This is a genomic window from Desulfuromonas soudanensis (assembly GCF_001278055.1).
GTDB classification, from domain to species: domain Bacteria; phylum Desulfobacterota; class Desulfuromonadia; order Desulfuromonadales; family WTL; genus Deferrimonas; species Deferrimonas soudanensis.
This window is the reverse complement of the sequence record NZ_CP010802.1, coordinates 1,531,131-1,547,791: the sequence shown is the minus strand read 5'-3', so window position 1 is coordinate 1,547,791 and position 16,661 is coordinate 1,531,131. Positions and strand designations below refer to the sequence as shown.

The 16,661-nt window shown below is 63.5% G+C and carries 16 protein-coding genes and 1 riboswitch; of the genes, 4 read left to right on the top strand and 12 right to left on the bottom strand.

Annotation, left to right across the window (positions count from 1 at the left end; all coding sequences use genetic code 11):
• Nucleotides 1–26 precede the first annotated feature (26 nt).
• Nucleotides 27–1,466 carry an RNase H family protein gene (locus DSOUD_RS06955; protein ID WP_053552322.1) on the top strand — a complete coding sequence of 480 codons (1,440 nt, stop codon included), beginning with the start codon at nucleotides 27–29 and terminating at the stop codon, nucleotides 1,464–1,466.
• 194 nt (nucleotides 1,467–1,660) lie between these two features.
• Nucleotides 1,661–2,176, top strand: a complete 516-nt coding sequence (locus DSOUD_RS06950; RefSeq protein WP_053550330.1) for a GNAT family N-acetyltransferase — start codon at nucleotides 1,661–1,663, stop codon at nucleotides 2,174–2,176.
• 29 nt (nucleotides 2,177–2,205) lie between these two features.
• On the opposite strand, the gene DSOUD_RS06945 is transcribed toward DSOUD_RS06950, so the two are convergent.
• Nucleotides 2,206–2,670: a ferritin family protein gene (locus DSOUD_RS06945; RefSeq protein ID WP_053550329.1), complete on the bottom strand. Its 465-nt coding sequence runs from the start codon at nucleotides 2,668–2,670 to the stop codon at nucleotides 2,206–2,208.
• A gap of 204 nt (nucleotides 2,671–2,874) precedes the next feature.
• Here DSOUD_RS06945 and DSOUD_RS06940 point away from each other — a divergent pair, with 204 nt between their 5' ends.
• Nucleotides 2,875–4,173, top strand: coding sequence for a glycosyltransferase (locus tag DSOUD_RS06940; RefSeq protein WP_053550328.1), 1,299 nt, complete (start codon nucleotides 2,875–2,877; stop codon nucleotides 4,171–4,173).
• An 87-nt stretch (nucleotides 4,174–4,260) separates the two neighbouring features.
• Here the strand turns inward: DSOUD_RS06940 and DSOUD_RS06935 are convergent, their stop codons facing one another.
• Nucleotides 4,261–4,734, bottom strand: a complete 474-nt coding sequence (locus DSOUD_RS06935) for an RES family NAD+ phosphorylase (RefSeq protein WP_053550327.1) — start codon at nucleotides 4,732–4,734, stop codon at nucleotides 4,261–4,263.
• Nucleotides 4,734–5,153 carry a type II RES/Xre toxin-antitoxin system antitoxin gene (parS, locus tag DSOUD_RS06930; RefSeq protein ID WP_157671783.1) on the bottom strand — a complete coding sequence of 140 codons (420 nt, stop codon included), beginning with the start codon at nucleotides 5,151–5,153 and terminating at the stop codon, nucleotides 4,734–4,736. Before parS ends, DSOUD_RS06935 begins: the two co-directional genes overlap by 1 nt.
• A gap of 130 nt (nucleotides 5,154–5,283) precedes the next feature.
• Here parS and DSOUD_RS06925 point away from each other — a divergent pair, with 130 nt between their 5' ends.
• Entirely contained in the window at nucleotides 5,284–6,414 is a 1,131-nt protein-coding gene (locus DSOUD_RS06925) for a tRNA-queuosine alpha-mannosyltransferase domain-containing protein (RefSeq protein WP_053550325.1), read from the top strand.
• 55 nt (nucleotides 6,415–6,469) lie between these two features.
• Here the strand turns inward: DSOUD_RS06925 and DSOUD_RS06920 are convergent, their stop codons facing one another.
• From DSOUD_RS06920 to DSOUD_RS06880, 9 genes are all read right to left on the bottom strand, one after another.
• Complete coding sequence (locus DSOUD_RS06920; RefSeq protein ID WP_053550324.1) at nucleotides 6,470–6,664, bottom strand: CsbD family protein; 195 nt, start codon at nucleotides 6,662–6,664, stop codon at nucleotides 6,470–6,472.
• Between the two features lie 77 nt (nucleotides 6,665–6,741).
• On the bottom strand, nucleotides 6,742–8,034 hold the full coding sequence (locus DSOUD_RS06915; RefSeq protein ID WP_053550323.1) for an acetate/propionate family kinase: 1,293 nt from the start codon (nucleotides 8,032–8,034) through the stop codon (nucleotides 6,742–6,744).
• 234 nt (nucleotides 8,035–8,268) lie between these two features.
• The gene (locus DSOUD_RS06910; RefSeq protein WP_053550322.1) at nucleotides 8,269–9,582 is read right to left on the bottom strand and encodes a DEAD/DEAH box helicase; all 1,314 of its coding nucleotides are present in this window, start codon (nucleotides 9,580–9,582) and stop codon (nucleotides 8,269–8,271) included.
• A gap of 185 nt (nucleotides 9,583–9,767) precedes the next feature.
• Complete coding sequence (locus tag DSOUD_RS06905; protein WP_157671782.1) at nucleotides 9,768–11,297, bottom strand: putative Ig domain-containing protein; 1,530 nt, start codon at nucleotides 11,295–11,297, stop codon at nucleotides 9,768–9,770.
• Between the two features lie 168 nt (nucleotides 11,298–11,465).
• A riboswitch (cyclic di-GMP riboswitch) is annotated at nucleotides 11,466–11,540 on the bottom strand.
• Between the two features lie 326 nt (nucleotides 11,541–11,866).
• Nucleotides 11,867–12,682 (bottom strand): bifunctional DNA-formamidopyrimidine glycosylase/DNA-(apurinic or apyrimidinic site) lyase, encoded by an 816-nt coding sequence (gene mutM / locus DSOUD_RS06900; RefSeq protein ID WP_053550320.1) that lies wholly within the window; start codon nucleotides 12,680–12,682, stop codon nucleotides 11,867–11,869.
• A gap of 68 nt (nucleotides 12,683–12,750) precedes the next feature.
• Nucleotides 12,751–13,260 (bottom strand): YchJ family protein, encoded by a 510-nt coding sequence (locus tag DSOUD_RS06895; RefSeq protein ID WP_053550319.1) that lies wholly within the window; start codon nucleotides 13,258–13,260, stop codon nucleotides 12,751–12,753.
• Between the two features lie 3 nt (nucleotides 13,261–13,263).
• Entirely contained in the window at nucleotides 13,264–14,112 is an 849-nt protein-coding gene (locus DSOUD_RS06890; protein ID WP_053552321.1) for an ABC transporter permease, read from the bottom strand.
• A gap of 91 nt (nucleotides 14,113–14,203) precedes the next feature.
• A complete protein-coding gene (locus DSOUD_RS06885; RefSeq protein WP_198300378.1) occupies nucleotides 14,204–15,589 on the bottom strand; it encodes an OmpA family protein in 1,386 nt (461 codons plus the stop codon).
• A gap of 96 nt (nucleotides 15,590–15,685) precedes the next feature.
• Entirely contained in the window at nucleotides 15,686–16,660 is a 975-nt protein-coding gene (locus tag DSOUD_RS06880; protein WP_053550317.1) for an ABC transporter permease, read from the bottom strand.
• Nucleotide 16,661: the final 1 nt, after the last annotated feature.

Sequence of the window (16,661 nt, the reverse complement as noted above, 5' to 3'; positions counted from 1 at the left end):
ACCAAATGCACACCTCTGAAAAACCACTGAACTTGTCGCCCCGACTCTATCTACTGGACGGCTCCGGTTACATCTACCGCGCCTTTTACGGCATCCGCGATCTCGCCACCGCAGGAGGCATGCCGACCAACGCCGTCTTCGGTTTCACCAAGATGCTCCTTAGCCTCCTGCAGGAAAACGCCCCCGATTATCTGGCCGTCGTCTTCGACCGGCCGCGGGAAGAGACGTTCCGCCGGGACATCTATCCCCCATACAAGGCCAATCGCGACGCCGTCCCCGAGGATCTGGCCCTTCAGCTCCCCTACATCAGGAGAATTTTGGCGGCCCTCCGCATTCCGGCCCTTGAAGCGAACGGATTCGAAGCCGACGATGTCATCGCCACCCTGGCCCGCCGTCATGCCGCCGAAGGAATCGAGGTCACCGTCGTCACCGGAGACAAGGACCTGATGCAGATCGTCGGCGAGGGGATCTCCCTCCTCGACACCATGAAGGACAGGCGCTCGGGGCCCCGGGAGGTTCTCGACCGCTTCGGCGTCCCCCCCGAGCAAGTGGCAGACGTCCTCGGACTGGCCGGCGACACCTCGGACAACATTCCCGGCGTCCCCGGAATCGGCGAGAAAACCGCCGCCGAGCTGGTCCGGCGCTTCGGTTCCCTCGAAGGGGTCCTCGAGTGGAAGAGCCTGGTCAACGGAAAGAAGCGCCGGGACAGTCTCCAGGCCTATGCCGAGCAGGCCCGGCTCTCGAAACGTCTGGCTACCGTCCGCTATGACGTCCCCCTGGAGGTCCCCCTGGCCGATCTGCAGCGGCAGACGCCGAACCTTCCGGAACTGGTGGCGCTGCTGCGGGAGCTCGAATTCGAGGCCCTCGAGATCGCCTTCACCCCGCCACCGCCGGGGGTTGTCGAGCTCTACAGCGACGGCTCGGGACGGGATTCGGGACCGGGAGGGTACGGGGTGATCCTGCGCCATGGGGAGATGGAAAAGGAATTGAGCGGCTTCGAGCCGGTCTCCACCTCGCAGCGCATGGAGCTGCTGGCGGCGATCCGGGGGCTCGAAGCCCTGAACAACCGCAGGACGGTGCGCGTCTTCAGCGATTCCCAGTATCTGGTGCGGGGGATGAGCGAATGGATTGACGGCTGGATCCGCAACGACCGCCTGGAGATCCCCGGCGCCCTGGCCAATCAGGACCTCTGGCGGCAGCTCGCCGCCCTCTCTTCCCGGCATGAGGTCACCTGGGAATGGGTGCGCGGCCATGCCGGGCATCCCTTCAACGAGCGCTGCGACAGGTTGGCCAAGCGGGCGGCCGATGAGGGGATACGGGCGGCGGCGGCCATTCAGACCGAGGAGGCGGAGACAAATGAGAAGGCGAACCCTGTGCCGCCTCCATCGGTCGATCCGGCCCCGCTTCCGGTCCGGGAGGATTCGGAATTCGATTCCGAAGAGGACGGACAGCTGCGGCTTTGCTGAAGGAATCTATCAACCGTTAAAGGGAATTTATCACGCGACGCTGCGACGAACGCAACGAAAATCAAATGCTGGCGAGGTCTTGCTTTTCACCCTCGTTTTTTGGTCTTGCAGCAAGCCTCTGAGCCTTTTCGTCGCGTCGTTGCGTCGTCGCGTGAGACCGCTTTTATTTAGAAACAGCCTGAGAGATCAGAGACATGAAGATACAGAAGGTGACGGAAGAAACCCGGGCCAAGGTCTACGCCCTTTTGCGCGCCGCCTTCCCCGGCAGCGCCTACGAAGCCGACCTGGTGCAAAGGCTCCATGAAAACGGCCGATCCCTGCACGAGTGGGTCTGTCTCCACACTAACAAGGCCATCGCCTACCTCGCCTTTTCCCCGGCCTATCACGGCAAGGAGATCTGCGGCTTGCACCTGGCGCCCATGGCCGTGGCCCCGGATTTTCAACGACAGGGGGTCGGCTCGGAAATCCTCAGATTTGCCCTGCGACAGGAACCGATCAGGAGCCGGCCCCTCTTCGTCCTCGGCGAAGTTGCCTACTACAAACGCTTCGGCTTTGAACCCTGCCCTCTGCCAATCTGTCCTTTCGACAAAAACAACAGCCATTTTCTGAGCCTGCGAAACGAAAACAGCGACAGTTTCATCGTCGGCTACGAACCGGAATTTAAAACGGCGGCAAAATCGCCCGGCCCCCCGGGGAAGAAGCGTCGATAAAAAAAATCGAAGGGCCGGCAGTCATGCCGCTACTGTTTCTTCTGGCCTTGCCACCATTTGAGGCAGTCGCGCAGGGTGTTGAGGTGATCTTCATCGGACTGGGCCAGCCCCTTGAAGACCGCCGCCTCCCGCTGTTTGTGAAAATGCAGGGCGTTGTCGAGGTGAACCCGAACGAAGGCCTCCTCCAGTTTGATCGCCAGACGCAGGGCCTCCTCCTCGCTCAATCGGCGACCCAGGATATTCTTCTGGAACCGCCGGGCCAGTTGCAGCGCTTCGGTGACCTTCTCTCCTGCGATGCGGCTACTGACATCGAGGGTCCCCTCCGGCAGACCCATGGCGGCGTCGATTTGCCGCGAATGCTCGAGTTCATCCGTGGCAAGGAGGCGGAAAGCTTTCCGCACCGGTTCCGCATACTCCTGGTTGTCCGCCAGGTACAAGTACATTTCGCTGGCCAGAAGTTCGATCTTCTGGCAGTCGTTCAGCAGTTGCAGCATGGTTTCTCCTCCCCTTCGCCGCCCCGAATATTCCTCTCAAAAAAAAAAGCCGCATCACTCATAACCCGCCCGCCCCCGCCTTGTCAATTGCCGCCTCTCCCCGCTCCGATTCCCTGAATTTTTCCCGGACCGGCACCCCTGGCATCCAGCCGGGGAGGGGCTATGCTTGAGGTTGGACGCCCCCCCGCTGATCCCGGAGGAACTATGAAAATATGCATGTTTACCAACACCTATCTCCCCCATATCGGCGGAGTGGCCCGATCGGTGGCCGTCTTTGCCGATGACCTGCGCCACCGCGGCCATGAGGTGCTGGTAGTGGCCCCGACCTTTCCCGGCCTCCACAGGGGGGATGAAGACCCGGACAGGGTCGTGCGGGTCCCGGCGCTGCAAAAGTTCAACGGCAGCGATTTTTCCGTGCGTTTGCTGCTGCCGGGGCAGTTCCGCCGCCGGCTCGACGCCTTTGCACCTGAAATCATTCACAGCCACCATCCGTTCCTCCTGGGGGATGCGGCCCTGCGAACGGCCCGGCATCGCCGGCTGCCGATTCTTTTCACCCACCACACCCTCTATGAACGCTACACCCATTATGTCCCCTTCGACTCTCCGGTCATGCAGCGTTTCGTCATCGAACTCGCCACCCGTTTCGCCAATCTCTGCCGACGGGTCATCGCTCCGAGCGAAAGCATTGCCCGTCTCCTTGAAAAACGGGGGGTGACCACCCCCTGTCGGGTCGTCCCGACGGGGGTCGATACGGATCTTTTCCGCCAAGGCCGGGGACGGCGCTTCCGAGACAAACTCAACATCCCCCCCGAGGCCTTTGTTCTCGGACACCTGGGCCGGCTGGCCCCGGAGAAAAACCTGGCGTTTCTGACGGAAGCGGCCATAAAGGCCTGCCGTACCCTGAAAAACGGAGTTTTTCTCGTCGCCGGAGTCGGTTCGTCCCGGGATCGGATTAAGAAGGATTTTGCCGGGGCGGGCCTGGGCGAACGCCTGGTCATGGTCGGCGAACTGCAGGGGAATGACCTTCCCGACTGCTATGCCGCCATGGATCTCTTTCTCTTTGCCTCGACTTCAGAAACCCAGGGGATTGTATTGACGGAGGCGATGGCGGCAGGACTCCCCGTCATCGCGCTGGATGCGCCGGGGGCCCGGGAGGTGGTCAGGGACCGGAGCAACGGCCGCCTGCTGGCACAGACGGCGATGCCGGATGATTTCGCCGCGGCCATTATCGACGCGGCCGCCGACCATGAGGAATTGGCCCGCTGGCATGAGGAGGGACTGCGGACGGCGAAGCTCTTTTCCCGGCAGGTCAGCGTCCGGCGCCTCGAGGAGGTTTACCGGGAGGCCCTATTGCCGCAGCCGAAAGGTTCTGGCGCAACTCTCGATGCCTGGGAGGCGATCCTCGAGTCGCTGCAGGCGGAATGGGATCTGGTCACCTCGAAGTTCGGCGCCGTCTTCGAAGCCGTCGGACACCCCGCCGATGTCCCCGCGGAGCTGGACTAAAACACTTATCGTGGCCGATGAATTGGAACGTTCGGAAAGGATCGGTGAACCATCCCGCGTCGCCGCTCCTGACTTGGGGCCCCCTGGTTATGCGGGGCGGCGCAGGCGCGCATCGAGGGTGAGGAGCTGCACCTCGACAATCCGGACCCGCTGAAAGTCGGGGTGAGCCGGGTTGAGCAGAACGTTCTTCTCCGAGACATTGGCCGGGAGGAGCGCGGAAGGGACCTCAAACCCCAGCGTCTCACCCTTCGTCACCCAGGCGAATCCGAGATCACGGAGCCGGCCGGGCGGCGGGTAACTTTGCCACCCCGGGGGGAGATCCTCAGGCTCAAGGCGCTGGATTTCTGAGTCATGGGGGATTTCGATGGTAGTCAAGGCTAAAGAGAGGAAGGTTTCTGTTGTCGGTTGGTGGACCAGCGATTCAAGGATGGAGAGCGAGACGCTGGTGGTCGTATAGAGGACCGCGGTCCCTTTCGGATTCCAGCGCCCCCCGTAACGTCGGGCGCCCTCGCCGGAGAGGTCCCTGGCAAAGCGGGTCGAGATCAGCCGGTACAGCTGCATCAGGAAAAGACCCCCTGCTCGAGACGGCCGAGTTCATCGAGAACGAGCTGGACCCCGGTGTTTGTATCGAGCAGGTCGAGAGGGACCTCGTTTCCCAGACCGCGGATCGGCATCTTCAGCCACTTGACTGCCAGCTGTCGATCCTTGATGACCTCGGTGCAGCGCTGGTAAACCCTGGCAATCTGGACGATATGGTCGGAGATATCCGGGGAGAGCCTCTTATCCGCCTCGTAGCGCTGGATCGTGCGCCAGGTCACCGGCAGATGCGCAGAAAGATCGACCGGCTTGATGTCCAGCGCCTTGGAGAGAAAATCAATGGATCGCCTGGGGAGTCCCTGGCGAGTTTTTTCGATCAGGTCGAGGGGGGAGCCTTCCGGCAGTGAGACCCCGAGAATCTTGGTGAGTGCGACGGTGGGCATGGCGACCTCCATTCCTGTTCATTTCCGGCTTATGACAATTGTCTCCGACAATACGACAATTGTCAAACAGGAAAAACTTGTCAAACACCCCCGCCCCGACTAGAATCGTCTCCTCCATGGAGACCGTGCAATGAAGATCTGCCTGATCGAACCTTTCCATGCCGGCTCCCACGCCGCCTGGGCCTGCGAGTACGCCCGCTGCAGCCGTCACGACGTCGAACTGCTGACCCTGAGCGGCCGGCACTGGAAGTGGCGCATGCATGGCGGGGCGGTGACCCTGGCGCGGCGGTTCATGGAAAACGACAGCAAACCGGACCTTCTTCTCGCCAGCGACATGCTCGATCTGACGACCTTTCTCGCCCTGACCCGTAAAAAAAGCGCCGCCCTGCCGACCGCCCTCTACTTCCACGAAAACCAGCTCACCTACCCCTGGTCGCCGACCGATGCCGATACGGCGCAACAGCGCGATGCCCACTACGCCTTCATCAATTACACCAGCGCCCTGGCCGCCGATGCCGTGCTCTTCAACTCCCGCTATCATCGCGAGACCTTTATCGCAGAGCTTCCGGCCTTCCTCAAGGGCTTCCCCGACGAGAACGAACTCGAAAGCCTCGAGCTCCTTTCGGCAAAGAGCACGGTGCTCCCCCTGGGACTCGACCTGCAGCGCCTCGACAGGCACCGGCCGAAAGAGACGAAGGGGGCCAGCGCACCGCCGCTGATCCTCTGGAACCACCGCTGGGAGTACGACAAGAACCCGGAGGAGTTTTTCGCGGCCCTCTATCGCCTGCAGGAGGAAGGTCTCGGTTTCGAGGTGGCGATCCTCGGCGAATCCTACCGCAAGTTTCCGAAGGTCTTCACGGAGGCGCGGCAGCAGCTCGGAAAACGGATCGTCCACTTCGGCTATGCCGAGAATTTTGCCGACTATGCCCGCTGGCTCTTTCGCGCCGATATCCTTCCGGTCACCTCCAGCCACGACTTCTTCGGGGCCAGCGTCGTCCAGGCGATCTACTGCGGCTGCACGCCGCTTTTGCCGCGGCGCCTCGCCTACCCCGAGCATCTGCCGGCAGCGCTCCAGGAGCGATTCCTCTACGACGGTTTCGACGACCTGCTTGAACGGCTGCGGGAAATGCTCCAAAGTCTCCCGGTGCCGGAGACGACGGAGCTGCGCGAACATGTCGGGCGCTATGACTGGGGGGAGTTGGCCGGGCGGTATGACGATCTCTTTGAAACGCTGGCCGGGGGACGGACCGGTACTCCGTAGGGGCCATTCAAGCGTTTGACGCCACCTCCCCTGGGATTTTCACACAGACCGGGGACTAGAACCCGGTGAGCCGGTGGAACCTCTTCCCCACCGTTGCCAGCATCCGTCCGTAGGTCACCTGGGTCCGCCCCATCAGTTGCAGCATCCGGCCATTGAAGCGCCTGGTACTGTTGTCGGTCAAGCGTCCCATTCCGACGCGGAAACCGCCCCGGAGCTGATTCCACTGTCCTCTTGCGATTACGGCGTTCATCTGGTGTCTCCTTTCTTTGGCGTCTTCTTCCTGCACTCCTATTTTATCGCGATGCAAGGCGATAGCCAGAGGAAATCTCACCCCTCGGCAGGACGCCAGTTCGCCGGGTAGGCGGGGAAATCGGCGCGGGCAAAGGGGTAGTCGTGATCGAGATGATCGGCCAGGGTCCCCTGGAGGAGGGCGGCCGCATCGGCGGCAAAGACCAGCTCCTCGTGGGTCGGAACGACGTAGATCCGGACGCTCGACCCCTCGGCGCTGACAAGAACCTCCTGATCCACGGTTTCCGGGGCGCGGTTGCGCACCGGATCGAGACGGATGCCCAAGGACCCCAGGGTGTCGAGAACCCGCTCCCGGACTCCGGCCTCGAGGAGTCCGTGGCCGCTGGTAAAGACGATGGCATCGGGGCGACCGACGGCGGCAAGATAGCCGCCGATGTATTTTTTGAGGCGATAGGCCTCCATCTCCACGGCCAGGAGGCAGCGCGCCTCTCCCTGGGCGGCCTGAGCAAGAACAGAGCGGCGGCTGACGGCGGTCCCGGTGATGCCGAAGAGGCCGCTGCGTTCGTTGAGGATTCCGGTCATCGCTGCGGGGCTCAGCCCCTCCTGGTCCATGAGAAAGGACGGGATCCCCGGGTCGATGTCGCCGCAACGGCTCTCCATCAGAGCCCCCTCGATGGGGGTCATCCCCATGCTGGTGTCGATGGAGGCGCCGTTTTTAATGGCGCACAGGGAGATCCCCCGGTCGACATGCACGGTGATGAGGTTGCACTCGGCGGGGGGTTTGCCGAGGAGAGCCGAGGCGCGCTTGGCGAGATAGAGGTGAGAGGTGCCGTGAAAGCCGTAGCGGCGCACGCCGAGCTTCTGGTACCAGCTGTAGGGAACGGGATAGATGAAGGCGTGAGCGGGCATGCTCTGGTGGAAGGAGGTGTCGAAGACGGCGATCTGCGGGATCTTCGGCAGCAGGTCGAGCCCGGCCTCGACTCCGGCCAGATTGGGCCGATTGTACCGGGGAGCCAGGTGCTCGTAGGAGCGGATGGCGTCGATCACGTCCCTGTCGATAAGAACCGAACGGGAAAAGCGCTCGCCGCCGTGAACCACCCGGTGGCCGATGGCGGCAATTCCATCCGGACCGTCGAGAGGGCCGGCGGCGGGATCGGTGAGGAGGGAAAGGATCAGGGCCAGACCGGAGCGGTGATCGGGACAGGGCGCGCTGCGGCTCATGAGACGGCCATCGGAGCGGGCGAAGGAAGCCGTGGCCAGGGGAGTACCGATCCCGTCGACGCTCCCCTTGCCGAGAAGGTGCTGCTTTTTCCAGTCAAACAGGACACAGGTGAGGCTTTGGGTACGACAATTCAGCGTCAGTATGACCACGGAATCTCCTCTGCGACGGGTTATCGCCCGGTTCTTCGCCCGCGAAAAAACGGACGACAGGAAACCGTACAGGCAACGGGGTGAAACTGTCGCATTTTCGCCGGGCAACGTCAATGATCAATATACCCGATCTGTAAATTAATACACCATGGCGCCGGGGACGAAAAAGCCCCGGACCTTGCAGGTCCGGGGCTGGTGGTCATCGATCAAGGTTGGGAAAAGGGGTGTCCGTCCTTAATTGCCGGTGCGGCTGCCGGGACGGCGGGGGCGGCTGGCCGGGGCATAGGAAGCGGCGCCCCTGGAGCCGGGAGCCTTGGGACGGCTCGATGCGCCGCGGGATCCCGGTGCTCCGTCGCCGGCCGGTTTGCGGCGCTGGGTCGACTGGCGGGGAGGACGGGCGAACTCGACGTCCCGGCTCGGGGCGGCGACATTGTAGTCGAATCCGTCCACGGTGCGCCGTTCGATGGTGGACTTCAGGAGGCGCTCGATGGCGCGCACCGTCCCCGTATCCTCCCCGGTGATCATGGTGAAGGCGTCCCCGGTGCGGGCGGCGCGGCCGGTCCGGCCGATGCGGTGGATATAGGCCTCGGGGGTATCGGGAATGTCGTAGTTGATGACGTGGGAGATCTGCGACACGTCGATGCCGCGGGCGGCGATGTCGGTGGCCACCAGGATCTGGTAGGCGCCGCTGCGGAAGCCGTCGAGAGCCGCCTGACGACGGTTCTGGGAAAGGTTCCCCTGCAGGGAGGCCGCCTTGTAGCCGGCTTTTTCCAGCTGCTCGCCGAGGCGCTTGGCCCGGTGCTTGGTGCGGGCGAAGATCAGCACCGACTCGGTGTCGGTGTGCTGCAGCAGTTCAAGAACCAGGGGGGTCTTGAGGTGCTGGCCCACCGGAAAGAGGGCGTGGCTGACGGTCACCGCCGCGGAGGTGGTGCCGACCTGGATGGTCACCGGATGATGCAGCACATCGTTGGCGAGCTTGCGGATCTCCACCGGCATCGTCGCCGAGAAGAGAAGAGTCTGGCGCTTGGCGGGGAGACGGGCCAGGATCTTGCGGATGTCGGGGAAGAAGCCCATGTCGAACATCATGTCGGCCTCGTCGAGGACCAGGACTTCGAGGCGGCTGAGGTCGATGGTCCCCTGACCGATATGGTCGAGGAGGCGGCCGGGGCAGGCGACGACGATTTCGACGCCGCGCTTGAGTTTCTGAATCTGGGGGTTGATCCCCACTCCGCCGTAGATGGTCATGCTGCGCAGGCGGGTCTCGGCGCCGAGGGTTTCGATCGCCAGGTGGATCTGCTCCGCCAGCTCACGGGTGGGTGCGATCACCAGGGCGCGCACGGAACCCCGTCCCCCCTCCATCAGGCGGTTCAGGATCGGCAGGGCGAAGGCGGCGGTCTTGCCGGTGCCGGTCTGGGCGAGGCCCATTACGTCATCCCCCTTCATGACCGCAGGGATTCCCTCGGCCTGGATCGGGGTCGGCTCACTGTAACCGGCCGCTTTAACGCCTGCGGCAACCTGGGGGTGAAAATTGAATTCGCTGAAATTCATCATGTCCTTCTTTCTATGCCCGACAAAAAAAAGCCCCGGATCTTTTCCGGGGCTTCGTAAGATAATATCGAGTTTTCCGGGGGGCTGTTATATGACTGGTGACACTAACAGCTTTGACCCGTCCCTGTCAAGGAGAATTCCGCGGTCGGCGCCGCATCCACCCGGGCGAGAGAGCGAACCGCCCGTCAAAGAAGACGGGGGATTTCGATGGCGATGACCGCAGCCAGCGGGTTGACGTAGACCAGGTAACCGATCCCGGGAATCAGGATCGGATCGGTGGCCGGGGTCAGGCTTTCATCGAGATAGGTATTCCCCCAATCCTGGCCGACATACTGATAGAGGGCGTTGAAGACCCAGTTCAGAGATACCGCCTCCTCCCAGCCGACGGTCGCCCCACCTTCCTGACGCAGCCTCACCTGGGAAAGGGTCTGGTGGCCCAGGTAGGGGTTGGCGATGATGTTCCACCCCCCGTGCAGGGGGAGGGAGGCGGTTGGCCCCGGCACCTCGCCGTATTCGGCCAGCTCCGGGAGGGTGGAGGCGGTGCCGCGATAAACGACATACCCTTCCCCGGGGGTCACGAAGGCGCCATTATCGACGGGAGCATAGACCACCTGCCCTTCGCCGTCGAGGATCCAGCGATAAGAGGACGCCGTTCCCAGGGCGGCGACGCTGCCGAGGCGGGCGGCGGCGATATCCTTCGGGATACCGACGAAATTGGCGCCGTTGAGGAGCTCAATCCGCGGTCCGTTAAGATCCCCCGACTCGGGGATGGACCAGAGTAGATTCCCCTGCTGGTCCCTGACCTCGAAATGGTAGCGGCAGGGGGCCAGGGGACCGAGCCGGGTGGTGAAGGTGTAGAGGGCTCCGGTGCCGACATCCCCCGAGGTAAGGACCATATCGTAACCGTGTCCGTTGAGGTAGAGACGGGGAGTCAACGGCAGGTTGTTGGGGTTGTCGCGGAGGATCACGCCGAAGACGAAGTCGAGATCCCCCTTCGGCAGGCCGTTGACAAGGTTGTCGCCGTCGGACCCGCCGTCGCCCCGCTCGATGCCGGGGAGGCCGATGTCGTCAGGAGAGAGGCTGAGCCCGTAAGGAACGTCGACAACGGCGGGGGAGACGTCGACGGTCACCACCTCGCCATCTGCTGTCCATCCGTCACTGACGGCAAAGACCAGGGTGTAGCTGCCAGCCTGGCCGCGGACCGGGGTCCAGGTAAAGACCCCTGTTCCAGAATTGAAGGCGGCTCCGGCCGGGAGGGTCCCGGTATTGTAGCTCAGAGGGTTGCCGTCGGGATCGCCGGCGGTCACGGTAAAGGTGAGGGTCTCCCCTTCGGCGACGCTGCGGGAGCCGATGGCGGCCAGGACGGGGGGGCGGTTGACTGGCACCGGGGGGCTGGAGACCTGGTTGGAGTAGGGGCTTTCGTTCCCCGCCGCATCGTAGGCGGTCACGGCAAAATAGTGGGTCTGAGCGTCGGCCAGACCGGAGAGGGTGGCACTCAACTGCAAACCGACATCCACCGGCGAAGCTCCCTCGACGGCGCCGGTCCCGGAGAGGGGGGCCACGGAACTGCCGGCCTGGTAATAGATCCGGTAGCCGACGACGGTTGTTTCGGGACTCTCATCCCAGGCCAGGGTGACCGTCTTGGCCTGGGAAACCCCGGCCAGGACCAGGACAAATACTGCCGCTCCTGCAAAATTCCTTAACCATCTGCGCATCGTTTTCATCTCCCATGGGTTTTTCATTTTCCCCAACGCCAGCGTCGGGGTTGAAATCTGAGGCCTTGCGATGGATCCGTCCGACAAAAAAGCGCCCACCCCGAAGCCGGAGGGAGCGCGATCAGACGTTCAGCAAGACCGAAGCCCTGGGAACTGCGCGAAATCCTCTTCGGCAACCCGGCTGTCCCTGAAGGACCCGTGGCTTTGCGTCACCAGATTGCCCTGGTTTTGCCCTTGTCGGAGATTCGATTCTTGAACGGGGGGTCCTTTTTCCCCCGGATAACTGCCGCCAGGCGGCCCAGTTTTTCGCCGGGAACACCCCGTAACAGTTGGATCGCTCCTTTCATATCGCATGTTGCGTGCCAGGGGAGCAAGTCGCTGAAATGACAATTGCGCCCGGCGGTTCAGGCCAGGGACGGGTGCCAAATGACCGAGGCGCAAAAACAATTTTAGTCGCACCATCGCAGGGTTGGAGTGAATAAATCTTGCGGCGGGAGGATGGGGAGACACAGGAATTCGGGAAGACGGCGGGGGCAGGCGGGGTCGAATATCGAAGGAAGAGCCCCCTTTCAGGACTGGCAGAAAGGACAGAAAAAGGTGGCTCGCCCTCCCTGACGCAGGGTGAGGATTTCGGCGCCGCAAACCGTACAGGGCTCGCCGGCGCGGCCGTAGACCCGGGAGCGCAGATCGAAGTACCCCGGTTTGCCTCCCGTTCGGCCGAAGTCGTTCAGTGTGGTCGCACCGAGAGCGATAGCCTCGGCAAGAACGGAGCGGATCCCTTGGCAGAGACGGTCATACTCCTGCCGGGTGACCGTCTCGACGGGGCGGCGCGGATCGATGCCGGCGACAAAGAGGGACTCGCTGGCGTAGATGTTGCCGATTCCGGCCACCGTCTCCTGATCCATGAGGAAGGATTTGATCGCCAGGCGCCGTCCCCGGGCCTGCTCTTCGAAATAGGCACCGGTCAGGGCGGCGGCGAAGGGTTCCGGGCCGAGTCCGGTCAACAGGGGGTGATTGAAGGGGTCTTCCCCGGTCCACAGCACCGTGCCGAAGCGGCGGGGATCGGTGAGTCGGAGAACGGCATGGGCGTCGACAAGGAGGTCGAGATGGTCGTGGCGTCCCGGAGCCGTCCCCCTTTCGACCAGGTGCAGATGCCCGCTCATCCCCAGGTGGAGGATCAGAGTCCCGGTGGAGCAGCGCAGCAGTAGATACTTGCCGCGACGCTCCACGGCGCCGACGACCGCACCGATCAGCACCGTGCCGAGATCGCCGGCCAGGGGGCGACGCAGGGACGCGACCCGGGCGACGGCCCCCGTCAGGGTGCGCCCCGTGAGCAGCGGTTCCAGCCCGCGGCGAATCGTTTCTATTTCCGGCAGCTCCGGCATGGGGACCGAGGACCCTCAGAGGGTGGATGGGTAGGAGAAGGAGGAATAGGACGTCCGCCGTGGGGGATCTAGAAAGAAATCTCGCCGTTTTCAGTGACGAAATCGTCCCAGTCGAAATCATCGATGACGCCGGAGAAATCGCCCCGGTCCATCTTGGCACTGGAGTGGTAGCGCCATCCGCGGTCGGTGAGGAGGAAGAGGGAGAGTTCGAAGGACTCGCTGCGCTCCCCCTGGTAGAGAGTGTCGAGATAGAAGAGGACCTGCGCCTCCTTCCCGGCGATCCGTTCCTTAAGGATCCGGCATTCCCGAATCCGGAAATCGTCGCAAAGGGTGCTGGCGCCGTAGCGCAGATACTCCGCACGGTTTGGAAAGGTGCGGCGGAAGGGGGAATCGCTGTGATAACTGTCGTAAATGAAGGCGAAATCCCCCCGGCAAAAGGCGGCGCCGCGCTCCCTGACCAGCTCGGCGGGGGTCAGCTGCGCGGGGATGGCCACCCCGCCGTCCTCGCCGGAGGCGCAGCATTTCTTGTATTTCCGGGTACTGCCGCAGGGGCAGGGGTCGTTTCGTCCCGTATTCACGAGCTACTCCTTGAGACGGGGGTCGAGGGCGTCGCGAATCCCCTCGCCGAGGAGGTTGTAGCCGAGGACGGTGACCAGGATCGCCAGCCCCGGGAAGGCCGAGAGCCACCAGGCCGTCCCCAGGGTCTGCTTGCCGGCGATGAGCATGTTTCCCCAGGAGGGGGTGGGGGGCTGGACGCCGATCCCGAGAAAAGAGAGGGCGCTTTCGGTAAGGATGGCTCCGGCGACGCCGAGGGTGGCCGAAACGAGGATCGGCGAGAGGGCGTTGGGGAGGATGTGGCGGAAGATCAGCCGCCCGTCGGAGGCGCCGAGAGCCCGGGCGGCGACGACGAAGTCCCGCTCCCGCAGGGAGAGGAATTCGGCCCGCACCAGGCGCGCCACCCCCATCCATCCGGTGAGACCGATGATGATCATGATGTTCCAGATCGACGGTTCGAGAAAGGCGATCACGGCCAGAATGAGGAAAAAGGAGGGGAAGCAGAGCATGATGTCGACGAAGCGCATGGTCAGACCGTCGACCCATCCGCCGTAGTAGCCGGAGAGGGCGCCGAGGACGATGCCGATGGAGGTGGCGATCCCCACGGCGACGAACCCCACCAGCAGGGAGATCCGCGCCCCGTAGAGGATGCGCGCCAGAACGTCGCGCCCGAGGTCGTCGGTGCCCAGGGGATAGGCGAGGGAGGGGGGCTGGAGGCGGTGGGCGATGTTGATCGCCCCGGGATCCCCGGCCAGAAACGGCGCGAGAACGGCGAGAATAAACATCGCCAGGACGATGACGGCACCGAGAAGGGCCATCCTGTTTTTTTGCAGCCGGGCGAGAAATACCCCCTGCAGCAGCGCCTTGAATTTCATCGTATCCATGACTTCACCTGAAAAAATGGATTGCTCCGGCGGGACCGACAGCGCCCCGCCGAAGAACCGGGCTCCCCGGACCGGAAGGTGATCAGGGTTCGATGCGAATCACCACCCGCCGGTTGAGCTTGCGCCCTTCCGGGGTGGCGTTGTCGGCAATCGGCTCGATCTCGCCGAGCCCCCGGGCCTCCAGGCGCTCGGGAGCAATCCCCTCCTTGTCGATGAGATAGCGGCGCACCGCCTCGGCCCGCTTCAGGGAAAGGCGCTGGTTGTCGGGCATCCGTCCGACGCTGTCCGTATGCCCCTCGATGATTATCTTCGTCCCGGGATGGTCTTTGATGTACTCGGCCGCCTGCGCCAGGGTGGCGCCGGACCGGGGGGCGAAGGTCTCCTTGCCGGGCTGGAAAGGGATATTGAGGTTGAGGGGGGCGACCTCTTCGACGACCTCGACAGCCTCGCAGCCGTTGGCGGTCACGGCGACGCCGGCGGGGGTATCGGCACAGCGGTCGGCAAAATCGGCGACACCGTCGCCGTCGCTGTCGCGGGGGCAACCGAGGGGATCGACGGGGGCGGCGGCAGGAGTGCCGGGACACTGATCCAGATCGTCGGCGACGCCGTCGTTGTCGGCGTCGAGGATCGGCTCCTCGGGGCAGCCGTTGAGGTCGACGACGGTCCCTTCCGGGGTGCCGGGGCACCGGTCGCGGTCGTCGGATACGCCGTCGGAGTCGCTGTCCAGGGGGCAGCCGTGCTCGTCGACGGCGATCCCCGAAGGGGTGCCGGCGCAGAGATCGAGATCGTCGGATACGCCATCGGAGTCGGTGTCGCGGGGGCAGCCGTCGGCGTCCACGGCGACTCCAGCGGCCGTATCGGCGCACCGGTCGAGGGGATCGATGATACCGTCCCTGTCCTGGTCCTGGGGAGCCGGGGGAGCCTTTGCTCCCCCGGACTGGAAGGCGAGACCGCCGGTAAAGGAGAAATTCTGGTTCTTGTCGCCGCTGAAGCGCTCATTGTCGGCGGTCAGGATATGGCGGGCGTCGAAACGCAGGGCGACGTTGGGAAAAAGAAAGGCCTTGAGACCCAGGCCGTAGTTGAACAGCAGATCGCGGTCGCTGTCGCCGACTTCAGGGTTGAAGACCATCCCGCCGATGCCGGCGGCAAAATAGAAGGTCGCCGGCGCCGCCGGAGTGAAGTGGTAGAGGAGATCGAGGCGGGTGCTGACCACCTCGATGTCGAGGTCGATCTCCTCGGGACGGGTACGGATCAGGGACAGGACCCCTTCGGCGGCCCAGTGCTCGGTGAAGCTGTAGCTGAGGCCGAGACCGTAGACCGGCTCTTTCTCCAGGTTTTCCCGCTGGTCGAAGACGTAGCTGCCGGCAAAGGGGGTGACGGTCACCGCGCCGGGGGTCACTTCGGCCCTGGCCGAGGACAGTGGGGTGGCGGCGCAGAGTACGGCAAGCAACAGGACCAATCGTCTCATCAGAAATCCTCCTTCAACAAACCCGCTCCCCCCAAGGGGGCAAGGGCCATCCATGAAAATTGTAAAAAAAAGCCGGCACCGGCAGGAACCGGTGAATCAGGCGTTGCGGATCCGCGGGTCGGCCAGGGCATAGCCGAGGTCGGCGATCAGATTGCCGATCAGGGTCAGGCCGGCGCCGAGAACCAGCACCCCCATGATCAGCGGATAGTCGCGCATCATCACTCCGTCGTAAAAGAGTTTCCCCATGCCGGGAATGGCGAAGATCGTCTCGAAGATGACGCTGCCGCCGATCAGCCCCGGGACGGAAAGCCCGAGGATGGTGATGACCGGCAGCAAGGCGTTGCGCAGGGCGTGCTTGTAGATCACCACCCCCTCCGGAAGCCCCTTGGCGCGGGCGGTCAGAATGTAGTCCTGGCGGATCACCTCGAGCATGTTGGAGCGCATGTAGCGGGAAAACCCGGCGAGGCCGCCGAAGGCCGATACGAAAACCGGCAGCACCAGGTGGTGCGCCATGTCGAGGATCTGCCCCCCCCAGCCGAGATAGTCATGGCCGAAGGATTTGAGGCCGGCGATGGGGAAGATCCCCAGGCGCACTCCGAAAAAATCCATCAGCAGAAGGGCGAGCCAGAAGGAGGGGGTGGCGAAGCCGACGAAGACAAAGATCGTGGTGAACCGGTCGAAGGGAGAGTTCCGCCGGGTCGCCGAGAGGATGCCGATGGGGATCGCCAGGGCGAGGATCACGACGATCGACAGGACGTTGATCAGGATGGTGATCGGCAGCCGCTCGACGATCTTGTCGAGAACCGGCCGGTGATCCTGGGCGAAGGAATCGCCGAAATCGAGGCGCACCATCCGGGACAGCCAGCGCCCGTACTGCACGTGAAGCGGCTGATCGAGGCCGTAATAGGCCCGCAGCCGTCCCTGCAGCTCGACGCTCGCCTCGGGATTGAGCTGGGTCTGCATGTCCGTCGGCTCCCCCGGCGCCAGATGAATGACGACGAAGGAAATGAGGGTGATCCCCAGGACCAGGGGAACCATCATCAGCAGCCTTTTTCCGATATAGATCCACATG